Here is a 20,763-nt window from a genome sequence, read left to right as displayed (position 1 = left end):
TAAAGGCGGCGCAGTGCCGCCTTTTTTGTTACTTTTTTTCTGATTTCTGCCCCATGTCATTGCATGCATCCGTCACACTCCGTAAAATCCCGCGCCTTAGCGTGATCCACCATTTTTATGCGCCTTAGCGAAATAATTATTCTGGATTTGGACTTTTCATAACAGGAAGCCAATGGAAAAGAAACTTGGCCTGAGTGCGTTAACTGCACTTGTATTGAGCTCAATGCTGGGCGCGGGCGTATTCAGTTTGCCGCAGAACATGGCGGCCGTCGCCAGCCCGGCCGCATTACTGATTGGCTGGGGCATCACCGGCGTCGGGATTTTGCTGCTGGCGTTCGCCATGCTGCTGCTGACCCGTATCCGACCGGATCTGGACGGCGGAATATTCACTTACGCCCGTGAAGGTTTTGGCGAGCTGATTGGCTTCTGCTCCGCCTGGGGCTACTGGCTGTGCGCGGTGATCGCCAACGTCTCCTATCTGGTTATCGTCTTCTCGGCGCTCAGTTTCTTTACCGATACGCCCGAACTGCGCCTGTTTGGTGACGGCAATACCTGGCAGTCCATCGTCGGCGCCTCGGTGCTGCTGTGGATTGTTCACTGGTTGATTTTGCGCGGTGTTCAGACCGCGGCCAGCATTAACCTGGTGGCGACGCTGGCCAAGCTGGTGCCGCTTGGCCTGTTCGTCGTGCTGGCCTTCCTCGCCTTCCGTCTCGATGTCTTTACGCTCGATTTCAGCGGTATTGCGTTGGGCGTTCCCGTCTGGGAGCAGGTGAAAAATACCATGCTGATTACCCTGTGGGTGTTCATCGGTGTTGAAGGTGCCGTCGTGGTCTCTGCCCGCGCGCGTAACAAACGCGACGTGGGACGCGCCACACTGCTGGCCGTCCTGGCGGCGCTGGGCGTTTATCTGCTGGTGACGCTGCTGTCGCTCGGTGTGGTGGCCCGCCCTGAACTGGCGGAGATGCGTAATCCGTCCATGGCCGGGCTGATGGTGAAAATGCTCGGTCCCTGGGGTGATGTGGTTATCGCGGCAGGTTTGATTGTCTCCGTCTGCGGCGCGTACCTGAGCTGGACCATTATGGCGGCGGAAGTACCGTTCCTGGCCGCCACGCACAAAGCGTTCCCGCGCCTGTTTGCCCGTCAGAATAAAAACAGTGCGCCATCGGCTTCTCTGTGGCTCACCAACATCAGCGTGCAGGTCTGTCTGGTGCTGATCTGGCTCACAGGTTCGGACTATAACACGCTGCTGACCATCGCCTCCGAGATGATTCTGGTACCCTATTTCTTAGTGGGCGCATATCTGTTAAAAATTGCGACCCGCCCGGCACACTATGCGGTAGGCGTAGGTGCCTGTATTTACGGTCTATGGTTATTGTATGCTTCCGGCCCGATGCATCTGCTGCTGTCCGTGGTGCTCTACGCGCCAGGCCTGCTGGTGTTTATCTACGCTCGCCGTACGCATCAGCTTGATAATGCCCTTAAGCGCCGCGAAATGGCGTTGATAGGTTTGCTGTTAGTCGCTGCCGTACCGGCAACGTGGATGTTAATGGGATAGCGCCGCCTGTCCCATTGTTGAACTGAAAAGGAGATTACGATGGGACACACGCAGCAACGCCCAATATTGATCACTGGCGCAGGCCGTCGCATCGGCCTCGCCCTCGCCCATCACTTTCTCAATCTTCGCCATCCGGTTATCGTCAGTTACCGCACGGAATATCCCTCCATTGAAGGGCTACGACATGCCGGAGCCGTCTGCATTCAGGCGGATTTCTCCACGGATGAAGGTATTCTTGCTTTCGCGGAAAAAGTGAAATCGACCACCCCCGGGCTGCGGGCGGTTATTCACAACGCCAGTACCTGGCTTCCTGAAAAAGCAGGACATTCGCTCAGCGAAACGCTCGCCTGCATGATGCAGATCCACGTTAATGCGCCTTATCTGCTCAACCATGCCCTACAGGATCTGCTACGCGGACACGGCCATGCCGCAGGCGACATTATCCATTTCACCGATTACGTGGTGGAGCGAGGCAGCGATAAACACATCGCCTACGCGGCCAGCAAAGCCGCGCTGGATAATATGACTCGCTCGTTCGCGCGCAAGCTGGCCCCCGAGGTAAAAGTCAACGCGATTGCCCCGGCGATGATTTTATTTAACGAGGGCGATGATGCCGAGTATCGTCAGCAGGCGCTTAACAAGTCGTTGATGAAAATTGCGCCCGGCGAGAAAGAGGTGATCGACCTGATCGATTATCTGCTGACCAGCTGTTACGTCACGGGAAGGACGTTTGCCGTGGACGGTGGCCGCCCGCTGCGCTAGTGAAAGCGGCTCCAGAAGAAGATGAGCACCCAGGCGCTGAGGCTCCAGCAGACCACCGCCCCGCCCAGCGCCAGGGGCAGACGCAGAAAACCGGTGAAGTACCACAGCGACAGCAGATAGATGAAATACGGGATGATTGACCACATCCCGAATACAATGGTGGCCCGCAGCGCCTCTATACCCCGCTCAGAGGCCACAATATAGTGCGCGATTAACGCAAAGGTGGGAAACAGCGGGATAAGCCCGGCAATGTAGTAGTTCTTCGTTTTAGCCAGCACCCCAATCAGCAGCACGACCAGCGCACCCAGCGCGGCTTTGATCAACAGCCCCATTCTTTTCCCTTAACAATCAAATAACATTCCCGTGCAGGATAACGGAACTCCGGCTAATTATGAAAGATTAATGGAAGGTTAAGGTTGTGCGGTGTATGTTGACGTTTTTCGCGATGACAGACGTAGTATGAATAAGATTGTTTATGTTGAAGATGAACCCGAAGTGGGACAATTGATCGCCGCTTATCTGGGTAAACATGATATTGAAGTGGTTGTCGAACCTCGTGGCGATCGCGCTGAAGACGTCGTCACCCGCGAAAATCCGGACCTGGTGTTGCTGGACATTATGCTGCCCGGAAAAGATGGCATGACGCTTTGCCGGGATCTACGCGCGAAGTGGGACGGCCCGATCGTGCTGCTGACCTCTCTCGACAGCGATATGAATCATATTCTGTCCCTTGAGATGGGCGCGAATGACTACATCCTGAAAACCACGCCGCCGGCGGTCCTGCTTGCCCGTTTGCGCCTTCATCTGCGTCAGCGTGCCAGCGCTGAGCGTGAAGCGCCTGCGCCCTCTTTAACGCCGCATAAGGCGATGCGGTTCGGCACGCTTTCTATCGACCCGGTCAACCGACAGGTTATGCTTTCCGGGGAGCTGATTGCGCTCTCAACCGCAGATTTTGACCTGCTGTGGGAGCTGGCAACTCATGCCGGGCAAATTATGGACCGGGATGCATTGCTGAAAAATCTGCGCGGCGTAAGTTACGACGGAATGGATCGTAGCGTTGATGTGGCGATTTCTCGCCTGCGAAAAAAACTGCAGGACAGCGCCACCGAGCCCTACCGCATTAAAACCGTACGTAATAAGGGCTACCTGTTTGCCCCGCACGCATGGGAAACCTGAAAAAAAACTACACAGTAAATTTCGAAAAATAACTTGCGATGCATCAGGAATGTTATCGGTATACGTCGTAAGTTTTCGATTATATGCATCGTTAGTCATGAAATATCCCTTGATCACATTCCTCTTACCTGTTCAATTTCGATGTGCATTTTTCGCGTAAACAAAAGTAGCTCTAATGTATTTCATTGCTATAGTACAATATATATTCAGCAGTTCAGGAACCATCATCGATCAAAAATCCGTCACTTAAATGCACATTGTGTTAAAAATGAACTTTACAATTGACTAAATTATTATCTTATCCTTATGAAAACAAAGGGGATATAGTTAGCACATAAATAATATCGATCTTTTTCAATAGCTTACGCGTTTGCAGAAATCTAATTCTCATGCTAAACCTTATACTCTCTCAATTATTTAATGAACGAGGTATAGCAATGTCATGGAGAGTCATTAGCTCGGTAATTTGTCCTAACACGGGGATCGTTTATTCAAGCATCTTGGGACTCAAGTTCTTGAAACTCATCATTTGGTATGAAAGCGATGTCTATTTGTACCCCGGCGATAGGATATATCCGACAAAGAATGGCGTCTTCATTAATGGTGTTTTCAAGCCAATATCGATATACAACATCTCCCCTTACAACGAGATGTTATGGAGTGAAATTAAAAACAAGATGGCCTGCCCATACAATCGAAACCAGGAAGAGGAGATATGTACCTACGCGGTGCATTGCAACGCGCGTAAGTGTCCGCATGGGTTTGCCACGCATCCACTGATTGTCAGCACAGTCAAATCCAGACATTAACGAATGTTGGTAATGTTCAGGTTACAAAGATAAGTCTCTTTGTCGCACCGTTTGCGCCGGATACCTCTCACTGGTAAACGCCATAAATAAAGCCACCCGCAGGTGGCCTTTGTCATTGTTATTCTGATTCACAAATACTCTTAATCGTAAATAAACTCGTATAGCGAAGCGTAAACGGATTACCCGGGCATTGATGGAATAAAGCGATGCCGTGTTTTATTACCTTTCGACGAATACCCCTTTTCAACGCATCATGCCTGACTTGCGCCCATAGCGACCCTGCTGGTAAAAGACGTGTAGTGAAGCCCCTGTTTCGGTGAAATTAATGAAGAAGCTGTTTGTTCAGTTTTATTTACTGCTGTTTGTCTGCTTTCTGGTGATGACCATGCTGGTCGGGCTGGTCTATAAGTTCACCGCAGAGCGTGCGGGCAGACAATCCCTGGACGATCTGATGAAAAGCTCGCTCTACCTGATGCGTAGCGAGCTGCGCGAAATTCCTCCGCATGACTGGGCACGTACGTTAAAAGAGCTGGATCTGAATCTGTCGTTTGATCTGCGTATCGAACCCCTGAAGGATTTTGATTTAGCGCCGCCGGCGATGCAGCGTTTGCGCGATGGAGACATCGTCGCCCTGGACGAGAAATATACCTTCATTCAGCGTATTCCGCGCAGCCACTATGTCCTGGCCGTCGGGCCAGTGCCCTATCTCTATTACCTGCACCAGATGCGCCTGCTGGATCTCGCCCTGCTGGGCTTTATTGCCATCTCGCTCGCTTTCCCTGTATTCATCTGGATGCGACCGCACTGGCAGGACATGCTGAAACTGGAATCCGCCGCACAGCGTTTTGGGGAGGGTCATTTAACTGAACGCATACATTTCGACAGTGGTTCCAGTTTTGACCGTCTCGGTATTGCCTTTAACCAGATGGCCGATAACATCAACGCCCTGATTGCCAGCAAGAAGCAGCTTATCGACGGCATTGCGCATGAACTGCGCACTCCGCTGGTACGCCTGCGTTATCGCCTGGAGATGAGCGAGAACCTCACCGCCGCGGAATCGCAGGCCCTCAATCGGGATATTGGCCAGCTTGAAGCGCTGATTGAAGAGCTGCTGACCTATGCCCGCCTCGATCGGCCTCAGACGGAGTTGCACCTCAGTACGCCGGATCTTCCCGTCTGGCTACAGACGCATATTAACGATGTGCAGAGCGTTAACCCTCAGCGAAAACTGCTGACAGCCATTACCCCCGGCGCGTACGGCGCGCTGGACATGCGCCTGATGGAACGCGTGCTGGATAATCTGATGAACAACGCCATGCGCTACAGCGAAACCACGCTGCGCATAGGTTTAGATTTGCAGGGGAGCCAGGCAATTCTGTGTGTGGAAGACGATGGCCCCGGTATTGAGCCAGCGGAGCGTGAAAAAGTTTTCGAGCCGTTTGTGCGCCTCGACCCCAGCCGCGACCGTGCTACCGGCGGCTGTGGTCTGGGGCTGGCTATTGTCCGTTCTATTGCCCAGGCGATGGGCGGTTCGGTTCGCTGCGAAGCGAGCGAGCTGGGCGGGGCCCGGTTCGTCTTTAGCTGGCCGATCTATCACAACATTCCTCTTCCCGTACCTGCCTGAACTAAACCGCACGCTGGCCTGACCCGGCGTGTTGTGCTATATCAGTAGTATGTTGTAACTAATTAAGGGCTATTATGGCGACTTACGATCTCATCGAAAGGCTTAACACCACATTTCGGGAAATAGAGCAGGCGTTACTGACCCTGACGGCGCAACTACAGGGCTGCCGCCTGCTGGCCGCCCGCGTCTTTTCCCTGCCCGAGGTGGCGAAAGGCGCGGAACACGACCCGCTGAACACCATTGAGGTAACGCAGCATATCGGTAAAGTGGCGCTGGAACTGACGTTGCAGCACTATCGCCGCCTTTTCATCCAGCAGCAGTCCGAAAATCGCAGCAGTAAGGCCGCCGTTCGCCTGCCCGGCGTCATCTGTCTGCAAACGGATACCGCAACGCGTGAAGCCATTGAGGCGCAAATTACGCATATTAATACGCTGAAAGCCGCCTTCGAGAAAATCGTGACCGTTGAGTCCGGGCTGGCACCGGCTGCCCGTTTTGAATGGGTGCATCGCCAGCTTCCGGGGCTGATCACCCTGAATGCTTACCGCACGCTGACGGTACTGCACCACCCCGCCACGCTGCGCTTCGGCTGGGCCAACAAGCACATCATTAAAAACTTCACGCGCGACGAGATCCTGGCTCAGCTGGAGAAAAGCCTGAAATCGCCGCGAACGGTCGCCCCGTGGTCGCGGGAACAGTGGATTGAACGGCTGGAGCAGGAGTACCACAGCATTGCCTCCCTGCCGGCTGATACCCGTCTTAAAATAAAGCGTCCGGTCAAGGTGCAGCCTATCGCTCGTGTCTGGTATGCCGGACAGCAAAAGCAGGTGCAATACGCCTGCCCGACACCGCTGATTGCGCTCTACGATGCCGATCAGGGTGCGGTGGTGCCGGATATAGGAGAACTGCTGAACTACGATGCTGAAAACGTTCAGCATCGCTATAAACCCCAGGCACAGCCGCTACAGCTGATTATCCCGCGGCTGCACCTGTATGTGGCGCAGTGATTACCTGATGCTGCCCACCATCGCTTCCGGGCGGACCCAGGCATCAAACTCGGCGTCCGTCAGGTAGCCCAGCGCCAGCGCAGAGGCTTTCAGGGTAAGCCCCTCTTTGTGCGCTTTTTTAGCGATTTCGGCCGCTTTATCATAACCAATATGGGTGTTTAGCGCCGTGACCAGCATCAGGGACTCATTCAGCAGCTGGCTGATTCGCTCGCGATTAGGCTCAATGCCCACCGCGCAGTGCTCGTTAAAGCTCTCCATGCCATCGGCCAGCAGACGAATCGATTGCAGTACGTTGTGGATCACCATCGGGCGATAGACGTTAAGCTCGAAGTTACCCGACGCGCCGCCCATGTTGACCGCAACGTCATTACCCATCACCTGACAGCACAGCATGGTCATGGCTTCGCACTGCGTCGGGTTTACTTTACCCGGCATAATGGAGCTGCCCGGCTCGTTTTCCGGAATGCTGATTTCGCCGATGCCGCAGCGCGGGCCGGAGGCCAGCCAGCGCACGTCGTTGGCGATTTTCATCAGCGAGGCTGCCAGCCCTTTCAGCGCGCCATGGGTATGGACCAGCGCATCACAGGTCGCCAGCGCTTCGAATTTATTCGGGGCGGTAACAAACGGCTGCCCGGTGATCTTCGCCAGCTCTTCGGCCACGCGCACCGCGTACTCGGGATGGGTGTTTAACCCGGTGCCAACCGCCGTTCCGCCGAGCGCCAGCTCCGCCAGATGCGGCAGGCTGTTGTCTATATGCTTAAGATTGTGCTCCAGCATCGCCACCCAGCCGGAGATCTCCTGGCCAAGCGTCAGCGGCGTGGCGTCCTGCAGGTGCGTACGACCAATTTTTACAATGTCGCCGAAAGCCTGCGCTTTCTCGTTAAGCGTAGATTTGAGCGCGTTGAGCTGCGGGATAAGCTGCTCGCGGATAGCGATGACGGCCGCCACGTGCATGGCCGTCGGGAACACGTCGTTGGAACTCTGGCTTTTATTCACGTCATCGTTCGGGTGAACTTTCCGCTCCATGCCTCGCACGCCGCCAAGCAGCTCGCTTGCGCGGTTCGCCAGCACCTCGTTCATGTTCATGTTGCTCTGGGTGCCTGAGCCGGTCTGCCAGATGGCAAGGGGGAATTCGTCGGGATGTTTGCCCGCCAGCACTTCGTCGGCGGCATTGATGATGGCCGAGGCTTTATCGGCATCCAGCAGGCCCAGATCCTGATTAACTTTGGCGGCAGCGCGTTTGGTCAACGCCAGCGCCTGGATTAGCGAGACGGGCATTTTCTCTGTCGAAATGCGGAAATGCTCCAGCGAACGCTGGGTTTGCGCGCCCCATAGCTTGTCGGCCGGGACGTCGATGGCGCCCATGGAGTCTTTCTCGCGGCGATGCATTGTCATTACTTACTCCTTGATAACAAAGATGGGATTGCTCACATGCTTAAGAGATAAGTATTGATGACTTCTGAGAAACGTTATGGCGCTTTGTGCGCTCTTTTTGATGTCGGGTGGCGGCTGCGCCTTACCCGACCTACGAGGATGTAGGCCGGGTAAGCGTCAGCGCCACCCGGCAATTTACAGAATTACTTCACACATGCCGAACACTGGGAAGACTGGATCTGTTTGAAGAAGTCGTTACCTTTGTCATCCACGAGGATAAACGCCGGGAAGTCTTCCACTTCAATTTTCCAGATCGCTTCCATACCCAGTTCCGGGTACTCCACGCACTCCAGGCTCTTGATACTGCCCTGCGCCAGCACCGCTGCCGGGCCGCCGATGCTGCCGAGGTAGAAGCCGCCGTGCTTGTGGCACGCGTCCGTCACCTGCTGGCTGCGGTTGCCTTTCGCCAGCATGATCATGCTGCCACCGTTGGCCTGCAGCTGGTCGACGTAGGAGTCCATACGGCCCGCCGTGGTTGGGCCTAACGAGCCGGAAGCATACCCATCAGGCGTTTTTGCAGGGCCTGCGTAGTAGATCGGGTGATCTTTAATGTACTGCGGCAGCCCTTCACCGTTGTCCAGGCGCTCTTTCAGCTTCGCATGGGCGATGTCGCGGCCCACGATAATCGTCCCGTTCAGGGAAAGGCGCGTTGAAACCGGATACTGCGAAAGCTGCGCCAGGATCTCCTTCATCGGGCGATTCAGGTCAACGCGTACCGCTTCGCCCTCACCCGCTTTTCGCAGTTCTTCAGGGATGTATTTGCCCGTGTTGTTCTCCAGCTTTTCGATCCAGATGCCGTCGCGGTTGATCTTCGCTTTGATGTTACGATCCGCAGAGCACGACACGCCCATCCCCACTGGACAGGATGCACCGTGGCGCGGGAGGCGGATCACGCGAATGTCATGCGCGAAGTATTTGCCGCCAAACTGCGCGCCCAGCCCCAGATTCTGCGCTTCGGCCAGCAGTTCCTGCTCAAGCTGCACGTCGCGGAACGCCTGACCATGTTCGTTACCTTCCGTTGGCAGGCCATCGTAGTATTTGGTTGAGGCCAGCTTAACGGTTTTCAGGGTGCTTTCAGCAGACGTACCGCCAATCACAAACGCGATATGGTACGGCGGGCAGGCCGCAGTGCCAAGGGTGCGCATCTTCTCAACCAGATAGTTCTTCAGCTTGCCCGGGGTAAGCAGCGCTTTGGTTTCCTGGTAAAGATAGGTTTTGTTGGCTGAACCGCCGCCTTTGGCAATGCAGAGGAATTTGTACTCGTCACCGTCGACGCTATAGAGGTCAATCTGCGCAGGCAGGTTGGTGCCGGTGTTCACCTCTTTGTACATATCCAGCGCCGCGTTTTGCGAATAGCGCAGGTTATCTTCGGTGTAGGTATTGTAGACGCCGCGCGCCAGCGCCGCTTCGTCACCGCCGCCGGTCCAGACGCGCTGGCCTTTTTTACCGGTGATAATCGCCGTGCCGGTGTCCTGGCAGGTTGGCAGAATGCCTTTCGCCGCGATATCAGAGTTACGCAGGAATTGCAGGGCAACGTACTTGTCGTTCTCGCTGGCTTCCGGGTCGCTCAGAATATCGGCAACCTGCTGCTGATGCGCCGGACGGAGCATAAAGGAAGCATCGTGGAAGGCTTGCTGCGCCAGCAGCGTCAGCGCCTGCGGGTCAACTTTGAGGATCTCCTGCCCTTCAAACTCAGAGACAGAAACGTAATCGCGGGTTAACAGGTAATACTCGGTCCGATCCTGACTGAGGGGGAAAGGATCCTGATAATGGAAGGGTTTATTCGACATTGTTCTCTCACTTACTGCTTCGGTCTGTTTATTCAGGGCAGATGTTCCGCTGCCCGGCTTAAAAGCGAGTCAGCTTATCCTACACAATTTTTTAACAAAAACTGAGACTAGTACGACTTTTTACATCCGCAGGTTACTTCCATTCGGTTTATTGCTTTAATACGCGAAGTTAATTCCACATATGAATCAGGGCTTGATAATGCAAAAACTCATCAACTCAGTGCAAAACTACGCCTGGGGAAGTAAAACTGCGTTAACGGATCTCTACGGTATCGCCAACCCGGACAACCTGCCGATGGCAGAGCTGTGGATGGGCGCGCACCCGAAGAGCAGCTCAAAAATTGAAGATGCCAGCGGCCAGGTGCGCAGCCTGCGTGATGTCATCGATGCCGACAAAGCCGCGCTGCTCGGCGATAAAGTGGCGAATCGTTTTGGTGAGCTGCCTTTTCTGTTCAAGGTATTGTGCGCCGACCAGCCGCTCTCCATTCAGGTTCACCCGAACAAAAAAGCCTCTGAGCTGGGCTTTGCCAAAGAAAATGCCGCCGGTATTCCGTTAGACGCCGCAGAGCGTAACTACAAAGATCCTAACCACAAGCCGGAACTGGTTTTCGCCCTTACCCCTTTCCTGGCGATGAATGCCTTCCGCGAGTTTTCCGAGATCATCTCCCTGCTGCAACCGGTCGCTGGGGCTCACAACGCGATCGCCCACTTCCTGGAAAACCCGAACGCAGAAGCCCTGAGCGCGTTGTTTGCCAGCCTGCTGAATATGCAGGGCGAGGAAAAATCCCACGCGCTGGCGGTGCTGAAAGCCGCGCTGAACGACCAGCAGGGTGAGCCATGGGACACCATTCGCGTAATTTCCGCGTTTTATCCGGACGACAGCGGCCTCTTCTCTCCGCTGCTGCTGAACGTGGTGAAGCTCAACCCGGGCGAAGCGATGTTCCTGTTCGCTGAAACCCCGCACGCCTACCTGAACGGCGTGGCGCTGGAGGTGATGGCTAACTCCGATAACGTACTGCGCGCGGGCCTGACGCCAAAATACATCGACATCCCTGAGCTGGTTGCCAACGTGAAGTTCGTGGCGAAACCTGCTGCGGAGCTGCTTACTCAGCCGGTGAAAAACGGCGCAGAGCTGGACTTCCCGATTCCGGTTGACGATTTTGCCTTCTCCCTGCATGACCTCAGCGCAGACGAAACCGCCATTGCACAGGAGAGCGCCGCGATCCTGTTCTGTGTGGAAGGCGAAGCGACGTTGCATAACGGTAGCGAGCGTCTGCTGCTTAAACCGGGGGAGTCCGCTTTTGTCCCGGCAAACGAGTCGCCTGTCTTCGTGAGCGGCACTGGTCGCCTGGCGCGCGTTTTTAATAAGCTTTAGGGACTTACTGAATTTTTTAACAACTCTTGCTAAGCTAGTAACAGGCGTTGTAACACCAGGCGGTTTTAACCGCCTGGTTTCATTTTAGGGATAATCGCAATGAAAAAATCGGTCGTAGCGGTAGGAGTGATTGTTGCTTTAGGCGTGATCTGGACGGGTGCTTCCTGGTATACCGGGAAACAGCTGGAAAGCCGTCTGGCAGAGATGATGGCACAGGCAAACAGCGAAATTAAGCGCAGCGCGCCTGAAGCAGGTCTGGAGCTGAGCTACCAGAACTACCAGCGTGGCGTCTTTACCAGCCATATGCAGGTGGTGGTGAAGCCGGTAGCGGGCAATCAGAACGCCTGGCTGAAACCGGGCCAGAGCGTGGTACTGGATGAAGTGGTCAGCCACGGTCCGTTCCCGCTGGCACAGTTGAAAAAGTTTAACCTGATCCCCTCTATGGCATCCGCCAGAACCGTACTGGTAAATAACGAGGTGACGAAGCCAATTTTCGATATGGCGAAAAATGAGTCGCCGTTCGAGATCAATACCCGCATCAGCTATGCCGGTGATACGCGTTCCGACATCGACCTGAAAGCGCTGAATTACGAACAAGGCACCGATAAAGCCGCCTTCAGCGGCGGTAATTTCCAGCTTGATGCCGATCGCGACGGCAAGAATGTCTCTCTGACCGGCGATGCCGCCAGCGGCCTGGTGAATTCAGTCAATGAATATAACCAGAAGGTCCAGCTTACCTTCAACAACCTGAAAGCCAGCGGCAATAGCCGTATGACCGATTTTGACGAGCGTATTGGCGATCAGAAGCTGAGCCTCGATAAGATCGCCATTGCGATTGAAGGTAAAGAGATGGCAGTGCTGGAAGGCATGGATCTGGACGGCAAGTCTGACGTTTCCAAAGACGGTAAAAGCATCAACACCCAGCTGGATTACAGCCTGAAAAGCCTGAAAGTACAGAATCAGGACCTGGGTACCGGCAAGCTGTCACTGAAAATTGGCAACATTGACGGCCAGGCATGGCACGAATTTAGCCAGAAATACAGCAAAGAGAGTCAGGCTCTGCTGACCGATGCCGCCCTGCAACAGAACCCGCAGGCATACCAGCAGCAGGCGATGGCCGTGCTGTTTAATAACCTGCCGATCCTGCTGAAAGGCGAGCCGGTAATTACCGTTGCGCCACTGAGCTGGAAAAACGACAAAGGCGAAACCAACTTCAACCTGTCGCTGTTCCTGAAGGATCCGGCGGCCGCGACCGGCGAGCCGCAGACCCTGGCGCAGGAAGTTGACCGCAGCGTGAAATCGCTCGACAGCAAGCTGACCATCCCGATGGATATGGCAACCGAGTTCATGACGCAGATTGCGAAACTCGAAGGGTATGGTGAAGAAGATGCAGGTAAACTGGCAAACCAACAGGTGAAAGGCCTGGCGGCGATGGGCCAGATGTTCCGCATCACGAAGGTGGAAGACAACACCATTTCCACCAGCCTGCAATATGCTAATGGCCAGGTAACGCTCAACGGCGACAAAATGCCGCTGGAAGATTTTGTCGGCATGTTTGGTATGCCGACGCTTGGCATTCCGGCACCGGCTGAACCGGCAGCGCCGCCAGCAGTACCGCAGCAGTAAACGAAAAACCCCTCGCATGAGGGGTTTTTTTATTGCCAGGCGATGTGCAGCGGAGATTACTTCACCGTCACTAACCGCGCCGCCACAATCTGATGCCCGGCCTGCACGTCCGTATTTTCAATACGCTGCATAATTCGGTCTGCCAGGGTGTACCCCATTTCACGAGCCGGCGTCGTCGCCCAGACGATGGGGAGATCGTCTAGCGCATTTTCACCGACATCCGCAAATGCCCCCAGCGCCACCTGATGGCCGAAGAACGTTTCTACCCCGCCCTCACCGCTCTGGCGTCCGGCGCGGATCAAGCCGAACCACGCCCCCATCGCAATCACATCGTTATAGCAAATCACCGCGCTGATTGTCGGGCTGTTGCGAAGCAACGTGCCGATGGCTTCGGCGGCTTTTTTCTGGCTGGACTCACACTCCACCACCCATTCGCTGTGAAACGGCAGGCCGTATTTGATGAGCGTGGAGCAGTAACCGCCCACCCGCTCCGCACGCGTCAGGGACGAGCTTTTACCGCCGAGCCAGGCGATGCGCTGATGGCCGCGATGAATAAGATGCTCGGTCAGCATTTGCGCGGCCTGCATGTTATCCGGCCGAAGGGTATCGGCTTCGTCGAGATAGCTGGCGCGTGACGCAACCACCAGCGGTACGCCTTTCTGCGCCGCGCGCTCACACAATTCACTGCCCACACCGGACGCGCCGGCCACGATCACCCCATCCACCCCTTGCGTCAGCAGCATATCCAGCCTGGAGAGCAGTTGCTCCGGTTCGCGCCCACCGTGGAGCAGGAAAACCATTCGTCCCTGCGCTTCAAGCGCCTCGGTAAGCCCGGCGGTCAGTTCTGCATAAAACGGCGACGCGAGGTCGCGAACAATCAGCCCTATCACCCCGCTTTGCCCACCGCGCAGCGCCGACGCCTGGCGATTACGCACAAAGCCCAGTTGCTCAACGGCCTCGTTGACGCGCTGACCCGTAGCAGGAGAGATGCGCCCCTTCCCGCTCAATACCAGCGAAACGGTGCTAACGGAAACCCCCGCCGCCAGCGCGACATCGTTGATGGTGATCTTTTTCGCTACAGCCATGTGGTGGCGTGACTCCTTGATAATGAGATCGCTAAAACGTTTTATCAATACGTTATCTTTATACTACCAGTAAAAGCCTGAGAATGTGATTTAGCGCGCACTAAAGTTTGATAAAACGTTTTATCTTTTCGCTCCATCGCGGTCGTTAAATCTCTTTCTACCATTTAAGGAGTCGTTTTATGACGACGAAAGCAGCACAAAAAATATCGCTGTGGGAGTTTTTCCAGCAACTGGGCAAAACCTTTATGCTGCCCGTGGCGCTTCTCTCTTTTTGCGGGATCATGCTGGGGATCGGCAGCTCGTTAAGCAGCCATGACGTCATTACTCTAATCCCTTTCCTCGGAAATCCGGTACTGCAGGCGATCTTCATCTGGATGAGCAAGGTCGGCTCTTTTGCCTTTAGCTTCCTGCCGGTAATGTTCTGTATCGCCATTCCTCTGGGTCTGGCGCGCGAAAACAAAGGCGTGGCGGCGTTTGCGGGCTTCGTTGGCTATGCGGTCATGAACCTTGCGGTTAACTTCTGGCTGACCGCCAAAGGGATCCTGCCCACGACCGACGCGGTGGTACTGAAAGCCAATAACATTCAGAGCGTGATTGGAATTCAGTCCATCGATACCGGGATCCTTGGAGCCGTGATCGCGGGAGTGATCATCTGGATGCTGCACGAGCGCTTTCATAACATCCGCCTGCCCGATGCGCTGGCCTTCTTCGGCGGCACCCGCTTTGTGCCAATCATTACGCTGGTTGTGATGGGTCTGTTGGGTCTGATCATCCCTCTGATTTGGCCGGTTTTTGCCATGGGGATCACCGGTATTGGCCGCATTATCAACGGCGCGGGTGATTTCGGCCCGATGATTTTCGGTACGGGTGAACGTCTGCTGCTGCCATTTGGTTTACAGCACATCCTGGTTGCCCTGATCCGTTTTACTGAAGCAGGCGGTACTATGGACGTTTGCGGTCATTCCGTTAGCGGCGCGCTGACCATCTTCCAGGCCCAGCTGAGCTGCCCGACCACGCACGGCTTCTCTGAAAGTGCGACGCGTTTCCTCTCTCAGGGGAAAATGCCTGCCTTCCTCGGCGGCCTGCCGGGCGCTGCGCTGGCGATGTACCACTGCGCCCGCCCGGAAAATCGTCATAAAATTAAAGGCCTGCTGATCTCCGGCGTTATTGCCTGCGTGGTGGGCGGTACGACAGAACCTATTGAGTTCCTGTTCCTGTTCGTGGCACCGGTGCTGTACCTCATCCACGCCGTACTGACAGGCCTGGGCTTTACCGTGATGGCTGTGCTCGGTGTGACCATCGGTAACACCGACGGTAACGTGATTGACTTCGTGGTATTCGGTATCCTGCATGGCCTGTCCACCAAGTGGTACCTGGTGCCGGTTGTGGCCGCCATCTGGTTCGCGGTTTACTACGGGATCTTCCGCTTCGCCATCACCCGCTTTAACCTGAAAACGCCTGGCCGCGATACCGATACGGCCACCAGCGTTGAACAGGCAGTGGCCGGTACCGTTGGGAAATCCGGATATAACACGCCGGCTATTCTGGCGGCGCTGGGCGGTGCGGATAACATTACCTCTCTGGATAACTGCATCACCCGCCTGCGTTTGTCGGTGGCGGACATGTCCAAAGTGGATACCAACGCACTTAAAGCTAACCGGGCTATCGGCGTGGTACAGTTAAATCAACACAATTTGCAGGTCGTCATTGGCCCGCAGGTACAGTCAGTGAAGGATGAGCTGGCAACCCTGATGCGAACCGTCGAAGCCTGATGCCTCGCCCCCCTCGTCATGAGGGGGTTTTACTTTACGGAGCACCGTCATGTTTGATTTTTCTACCGTCGTGGATCGACACGGCACCTGGTGTACCCAGTGGGATTATGTCGCTGACCGTTTTGGGGCTGCCGACCTGCTGCCCTTCACCATCTCTGATATGGATTTCGCTACCGCTCCCTGTATTACCGATGCGCTGCACCAGCGCATCAACCACGGCGTGTTTGGCTACAGCCGCTGGAAAAATAACGAATTTCTGGCTGCCGTGGCGCACTGGTTCCGGCAACGCTTTAACAGTCAGATTGATACCGAAACCGTAGTGTATGGGCCGTCGGTCATTTATATGGTCTCGGAGCTGATCCGCATATGGTCCGCGCCTGGCGACGGCGTGGTGGTTCATACCCCGGCTTACGATGCCTTTTATAAAGCCATTGAAGGCAACCAGCGTACCGTTGTTTCCGTGCCGATGCAGAAAACGGCGCGTGGCTGGGACGGCAATATGGCCGCGCTGGAAGCGGCGCTGGCAAAACCGGAAAACACAGTTCTGCTGCTGTGTAGCCCGCAAAATCCGACCGGCAAAGTCTGGACGCGGGAAGAGCTGGCCACAATTACAACGCTTTGCAGCCGTCATGATGTGGCGGTAATCAGCGACGAAATTCATATGGACATGGTATGGGGCACGCATCGCCATACCCCGTGGAATGAGGTTGCGGACGGTAAATGGGCGCTGCTGACCTCGGGCTCCAAAAGCTTCAATATTCCGGCACTGACGGGCGCTTGGGGGCTTATCGCCGATGACGACAGCCGTAACGCCTATCTGAATGCCTTAAAAGGGCGGGACGGACTCTCTTCCCCTTCCGTGCTGGCGCTGACCGCGCACATTGCTGCTTACCGGCAGGGCGAACCCTGGCTAGACGCGCTGCGGACCTATCTCGAAGAAAACCTGCGCTACATTGCTGACGAACTGAATGCTGCATTTCCGACACTCAACTGGCAACCGCCAGAGGCCACCTATCTGGCCTGGATTGATCTCAGCCCACTCGGTATTGATGACAATACGCTGCAAAACGTGCTGATTGAACAGCAAAAAGTGGCCATCATGCCGGGATATACTTATGGGGATGAAGGTAAAGGCTATGTGCGACTGAACGCTGGCTGTCCGCGTAGTAAGCTTGAACAGGGCGTTCAACGCCTTATCGCTGGCATCAACACTCTGCTGTAAATAATTTGCGCAACGGAATATTCCCTTGCGCAAATAGCTTTTTCCCCCGTTTTGTTTTTATAATATGGCGCACTTTAACCAGCAAAGAGTGCGACCATGATTGATACACGCCTGCCTTTAACTGATATTCACCGCCACCTCGACGGGAACATTCGTGCCCAAACTATTCTCGATCTTGGTCGCCAGTTCAATTTAACGCTTCCTGCCGAAACGCTTGAAACCCTGATCCCCCATGTCCAGGTGACATCGAACGAGCCGGATCTGGTAAGTTTTCTGAGCAAGCTTGACTGGGGTGTGAAGATGCTGGCCTCGCTCGATGCCTGTCGCCGTGTCGCCTTTGAAAACATCGAAGATGCCGCTCGCAACGGCCTGCACTATGTCGAACTGCGTTTCTCTCCGGGCTATATGGCGATGACCCACAGTCTCCCCGTAGCGGGCGTGGTTGAAGCGGTCATTGAAGGCGTGCGTGAAGGCTGCAAAACCTTTGACGTTCAGGCGCGTTTGATCGGCATTATGAGCCGTACCTTCGGTGAAGCGGCCTGTCTTCAGGAGCTGGAAGCGTTACTGGCGCATCGCGACCAGATCACCGCCATCGACCTGGCCGGTGATGAGTTGGGCTTCCCGGGCAGCCTGTTCCTGTCTCATTTCAACCGCGCACGTGATGCAGGATGGCATATAACTGTTCATGCGGGCGAAGCCGCGGGGCCGGAAAGCATCTGGCAGGCCATTCGTGAACTGGGTGCGGAACGTATTGGTCACGGTGTGAAAGCCATTGAAGATCGCGCGCTGATGGATTTCCTCGCCGAACAACGTATTGGAATCGAATCCTGCCTGACCTCCAATATTCAGACCAGTACAGTGGCGTCGCTGGCGCAACACCCACTGAAAACCTTCCTTGAACACGGGGTGCTGGCTTCACTGAACACGGACGATCCGGCGGTTCAGGGCGTGGATATTATTCACGAATACAACATCGCCGCGCCGCAGGCCGGGCTGAGCCGCGAGCAGATCCGTCAGGCGCAAATCAACGGGCTGGAGATCGCCTTCCTGACGCCTGAAGAGAAACAGGCGCTGCGCGATAAAGTTGCTCAGTAGTCCTCTTTACTGCCGGGTGGCGCTGCGCTTACCCGGCCTATGAAAGCGTTTGGCACCTATGCCAGACAGAGCGTTGCGCGATGTTTGGCAGATTCGATCCCCAGCTCGATGAGCTCCATAATCTGGATTGCCTGGCTCGCCGGAACCGGATTTTCACCTGAACCGTTCAGCGCGTCACGAATTGCGGCGTAATACGCCGGATAGTTCCCAGGCTGGGTCAACACCGTCTCTTCAACCAGTACCTCACCCTCCGCACGCGTCACCACCCCGTCCCGCATGTCGTAGCCCCAGTCCTCCTGCGGTAAGCGTTCGCCATTTTTGAGGCGTTCTTCCTGCGGATCCAGGCCGAACTTCACATAGCTGCCGCGCGCCCCGTGAAGGATATAACGGGCCGATTCCGCCGCCGCAAGCATTGTCCCGTGCAGCACAATGCGCCGCTGCGGATAACTCAAAACGGCGTGGAAATAGTCGGTGGTCTGCGCCCCCGGCCTGAGCTGCGCTAAATCGACCGTCATGCTTACGGGCAGACCAAACAGATGAACGGCCTGATCGAGAAGATGCGGCGCTAAGTCATACCAGATGCCGCTGCCCGGTCCCGCCTGCTCGCGCCAGCGATCTCGCACCTGCGGACGATAACGATCGAAGTGAGACTCAAAAAAAGCAATTTCGCCGAGCGTGCCTTCGTTTATCAGCGCTTTGATCGTCAGGAAATCACTATCCCAGCGCCGGTTGTGAAAGACCGACAATAACCGACCCAGGCTTCGCGCCAGCGCATCCAGCTCGCGCGCCTGTGACAACGTCACGGTAAAAGGCTTATCGACAACGACATGTTTGCCAGCCTCCAGCGCCGCTTTCGCCAGGGGGAAATGGGTGTCGTTAGGGGTGGGAATGACAATAAGGTCAATATTAGGATCGTTAAACAGATGCTTAGGCTCCGTTACCACCGGCACGGCTGGCCAGTCGGCATGGACTTTGGTTTCATCGCTGCTTGTGATAGCCGCCAGTTCCATTCCCGGCGTGCCGGCAACCAGCGGCGCATGAAAGGTTTTGCTTGCGTACCCGTAGCCAATAAGACCGACGCGGATGTTTTCACTCATCGTATGCCCCCTCGCTGTGCGCTTATTTATCACTGGCCTTGTGCTTAACGCACAGATTAATAATGTGCCCTGTGAGTTAAAATAGCATCTCGCGACAGCTTTTTTTGTTACCTCGCATTAAAGTGTGTATATGGGGCCCGGGAATCGTTCCCAAAGCGCTTGCTCTGTCGAAAAGGCCGCTGTAACATTTGTAATCTGTATTTATGGATAAATTACAAACACAAAATATGTCATCAATAATTAATCGAATCATTGAATTAGCGGGATGGATTGTCCTTGGCGTTTCAGTCGTGTTGCTCGGCATTGCCAGCCATATCGATAACTACCAGCCGCCGGAGCCTGTTACTGTTGCTCAACAAAAGTAAGCCGCATCGTCATAAAGCGTGACACATTACGTCATGGAACGTATTGCCAGCCGTAATGAACGGGGTTACCCTTCTCTTCCAGGCATCTGCTGATGCCTGAATCTTCGCAAAGAAAACTCCTAATTTCGTCGCGTTACCCGAGTGGACAGTTTACGTCTTTATTAATCCGTTTATTATTCGAACGCATTACCTTTATGGGTATTACCCTTTTATATGGAAACTTATTAATATGACAGTTCAGGACTATTTATTAAAATTTCGCAAGATCAATTCCCTCGAAAGCCTGGAAAAACTGTTTGACCATCTGAACTACACGCTGTCGGATAATCAGGACATCATCAATATGTACCGCGCGGCTGACCATCGTCGCGCCGAACTCGTCTCTGGCGGTCGTCTGTTCAACGTGGGGGAAGTACCTAAATCTGTCTGGCGTTACGTTGTATAAGAAAGTAGCCTTCGGCGTGAAATGTTATATACTCTCCGCCCTGCAAATTTCTGTATAACATTTCGCGCAGACTATGGGAGAGCGTATGACCGCATTGCCTGGAGAGAGAATTGGGGGCTGGTTAATCGCCCCGCTGGCATGGCTGCTGGTGGCTTTATTAAGCGCTTCGCTGGCGCTGTTGCTTTACACCACTGCACTGGTTACTCCTCATGCTATCCAGACACTGATGTCTCAGAGCGCGCTCAATATTGCGACGTGGTTTGTGTCGTTCGTTTTCGCAATCGCGATGTGGTACTACACGCTTTGGCTGACCATCGCCTTCTTCAAACGCCGCAAAAGCGTGCCGAAACATTACATTATCTGGCTGCTGGTCTCCGTGCTGCTTGCCGTCAAAGCGTTCGCTTTTTCGCCAGTTTCTGACGCACTGGCGGTTCGCCAGCTACTCTTTCCGTTGCTTGCAACGGCGCTTCTGGTGCCCTATTTCAAGCGGTCGACGCGCGTTAAGAAGACCTTCGTTAACCCGTAAT

At 54.8% G+C, this 20,763-nt stretch carries 19 protein-coding genes; 14 read left to right on the top strand and 5 right to left on the bottom strand.

The genetic code is table 11. The features are described 5' to 3' along the window. The first annotated feature begins 172 nt into the window (after window positions 1-172). The gene (locus tag L3069_RS09830) at window positions 173-1,555 is read left to right on the top strand and encodes an amino acid permease (RefSeq protein ID WP_023306086.1); all 1,383 of its coding nucleotides are present in this window, start codon (window positions 173-175) and stop codon (window positions 1,553-1,555) included. Between the two features lie 39 nt (window positions 1,556-1,594). Continuing rightward, the gene (gene folM, locus L3069_RS09825) at window positions 1,595-2,317 is read left to right on the top strand and encodes a dihydromonapterin reductase (RefSeq protein WP_022647935.1); all 723 of its coding nucleotides are present in this window, start codon (window positions 1,595-1,597) and stop codon (window positions 2,315-2,317) included. On the opposite strand, the gene L3069_RS09820 is transcribed toward folM, so the two are convergent. Beyond that, window positions 2,314-2,649, bottom strand: coding sequence for a GlpM family protein (locus L3069_RS09820; protein WP_022647934.1), 336 nt, complete (start codon window positions 2,647-2,649; stop codon window positions 2,314-2,316). The two genes, folM and L3069_RS09820, sit on opposite strands and share 4 nt — an antisense overlap. Window positions 2,650-2,776: 127 nt before the next feature. On the opposite strand from L3069_RS09820, the gene rstA reads away from it, so the two are divergent. From rstA to tus, 4 genes are all read left to right on the top strand, one after another. Further along, window positions 2,777-3,493 (top strand): two-component system response regulator RstA, encoded by a 717-nt coding sequence (rstA, locus tag L3069_RS09815; protein WP_032671147.1) that lies wholly within the window; start codon window positions 2,777-2,779, stop codon window positions 3,491-3,493. Between the two features lie 389 nt (window positions 3,494-3,882). Beyond that, window positions 3,883-4,302: an anti-adapter protein IraM gene (iraM, locus tag L3069_RS09810; protein WP_051979823.1), complete on the top strand. Its 420-nt coding sequence runs from the start codon at window positions 3,883-3,885 to the stop codon at window positions 4,300-4,302. Window positions 4,303-4,627: 325 nt separating this feature from the next. Beyond that, window positions 4,628-5,926: a two-component system sensor histidine kinase RstB gene (gene rstB / locus L3069_RS09805; RefSeq protein ID WP_038415962.1), complete on the top strand. Its 1,299-nt coding sequence runs from the start codon at window positions 4,628-4,630 to the stop codon at window positions 5,924-5,926. Between the two features lie 74 nt (window positions 5,927-6,000). Continuing rightward, entirely contained in the window at window positions 6,001-6,930 is a 930-nt protein-coding gene (gene tus / locus L3069_RS09800) for a DNA replication terminus site-binding protein (RefSeq protein WP_038415961.1), read from the top strand. Here the strand turns inward: tus and fumC are convergent, their stop codons facing one another. Together fumC and fumA are read right to left on the bottom strand one after the other, a co-directional pair. Continuing rightward, window positions 6,931-8,325, bottom strand: a complete 1,395-nt coding sequence (fumC, locus tag L3069_RS09795) for a class II fumarate hydratase (protein ID WP_038415960.1) — start codon at window positions 8,323-8,325, stop codon at window positions 6,931-6,933. Window positions 8,326-8,507: 182 nt separating this feature from the next. Then, window positions 8,508-10,154, bottom strand: coding sequence for a class I fumarate hydratase FumA (fumA, locus tag L3069_RS09790; RefSeq protein ID WP_038415959.1), 1,647 nt, complete (start codon window positions 10,152-10,154; stop codon window positions 8,508-8,510). Between the two features lie 199 nt (window positions 10,155-10,353). On the opposite strand from fumA, the gene manA reads away from it, so the two are divergent. Together manA and L3069_RS09780 are read left to right on the top strand one after the other, a co-directional pair. Further along, entirely contained in the window at window positions 10,354-11,529 is a 1,176-nt protein-coding gene (manA, locus tag L3069_RS09785) for a mannose-6-phosphate isomerase (protein WP_032624354.1), read from the top strand. Window positions 11,530-11,628: 99 nt separating this feature from the next. After that, a complete protein-coding gene (locus L3069_RS09780; RefSeq protein WP_038415958.1) occupies window positions 11,629-13,155 on the top strand; it encodes a YdgA family protein in 1,527 nt (508 codons plus the stop codon). Window positions 13,156-13,211: 56 nt separating this feature from the next. On the opposite strand, the gene L3069_RS09775 is transcribed toward L3069_RS09780, so the two are convergent. Beyond that, entirely contained in the window at window positions 13,212-14,240 is a 1,029-nt protein-coding gene (locus L3069_RS09775; RefSeq protein WP_023299968.1) for a Mal regulon transcriptional regulator MalI, read from the bottom strand. 179 nt (window positions 14,241-14,419) lie between these two features. On the opposite strand from L3069_RS09775, the gene malX reads away from it, so the two are divergent. The 3 genes from malX (at window position 14,420) to add (ending at window position 18,329) form a co-directional block, all read left to right on the top strand. Further along, window positions 14,420-16,012 (top strand): maltose/glucose-specific PTS transporter subunit IIBC, encoded by a 1,593-nt coding sequence (malX, locus tag L3069_RS09770; RefSeq protein WP_038415957.1) that lies wholly within the window; start codon window positions 14,420-14,422, stop codon window positions 16,010-16,012. A gap of 49 nt (window positions 16,013-16,061) precedes the next feature. After that, window positions 16,062-17,234, top strand: a complete 1,173-nt coding sequence (locus tag L3069_RS09765) for a MalY/PatB family protein (RefSeq protein WP_038415956.1) — start codon at window positions 16,062-16,064, stop codon at window positions 17,232-17,234. A 96-nt stretch (window positions 17,235-17,330) separates the two neighbouring features. Then, window positions 17,331-18,329, top strand: a complete 999-nt coding sequence (gene add / locus L3069_RS09760) for an adenosine deaminase (protein WP_022647922.1) — start codon at window positions 17,331-17,333, stop codon at window positions 18,327-18,329. A 56-nt stretch (window positions 18,330-18,385) separates the two neighbouring features. Here add and L3069_RS09755 read toward each other — a convergent pair whose 3' ends face one another. Then, entirely contained in the window at window positions 18,386-19,426 is a 1,041-nt protein-coding gene (locus tag L3069_RS09755; RefSeq protein WP_023306015.1) for an oxidoreductase, read from the bottom strand. Between the two features lie 239 nt (window positions 19,427-19,665). Here L3069_RS09755 and blr point away from each other — a divergent pair, with 239 nt between their 5' ends. The 3 genes from blr (at window position 19,666) to L3069_RS09740 (ending at window position 20,762) form a co-directional block, all read left to right on the top strand. Continuing rightward, complete coding sequence (gene blr, locus L3069_RS09750) at window positions 19,666-19,791, top strand: division septum protein Blr (RefSeq protein WP_151884424.1); 126 nt, start codon at window positions 19,666-19,668, stop codon at window positions 19,789-19,791. A gap of 229 nt (window positions 19,792-20,020) precedes the next feature. After that, complete coding sequence (gene ydgT / locus L3069_RS09745; protein ID WP_000217941.1) at window positions 20,021-20,236, top strand: transcription modulator YdgT; 216 nt, start codon at window positions 20,021-20,023, stop codon at window positions 20,234-20,236. 85 nt (window positions 20,237-20,321) lie between these two features. Then, on the top strand, window positions 20,322-20,762 hold the full coding sequence (locus L3069_RS09740; RefSeq protein ID WP_015570663.1) for a DUF2569 domain-containing protein: 441 nt from the start codon (window positions 20,322-20,324) through the stop codon (window positions 20,760-20,762). The last annotated feature ends 1 nt before the right edge of the window (window position 20,763 follow it).

It is taken from the genome of Enterobacter cloacae complex sp. ECL411, from assembly GCF_021869665.1.
GTDB classification, from domain to species: domain Bacteria; phylum Pseudomonadota; class Gammaproteobacteria; order Enterobacterales; family Enterobacteriaceae; genus Enterobacter; species Enterobacter intestinihominis.
The sequence above is the reverse complement of the archived record's forward strand: the minus strand, read 5'-3'. Positions and strand labels throughout refer to the sequence as shown.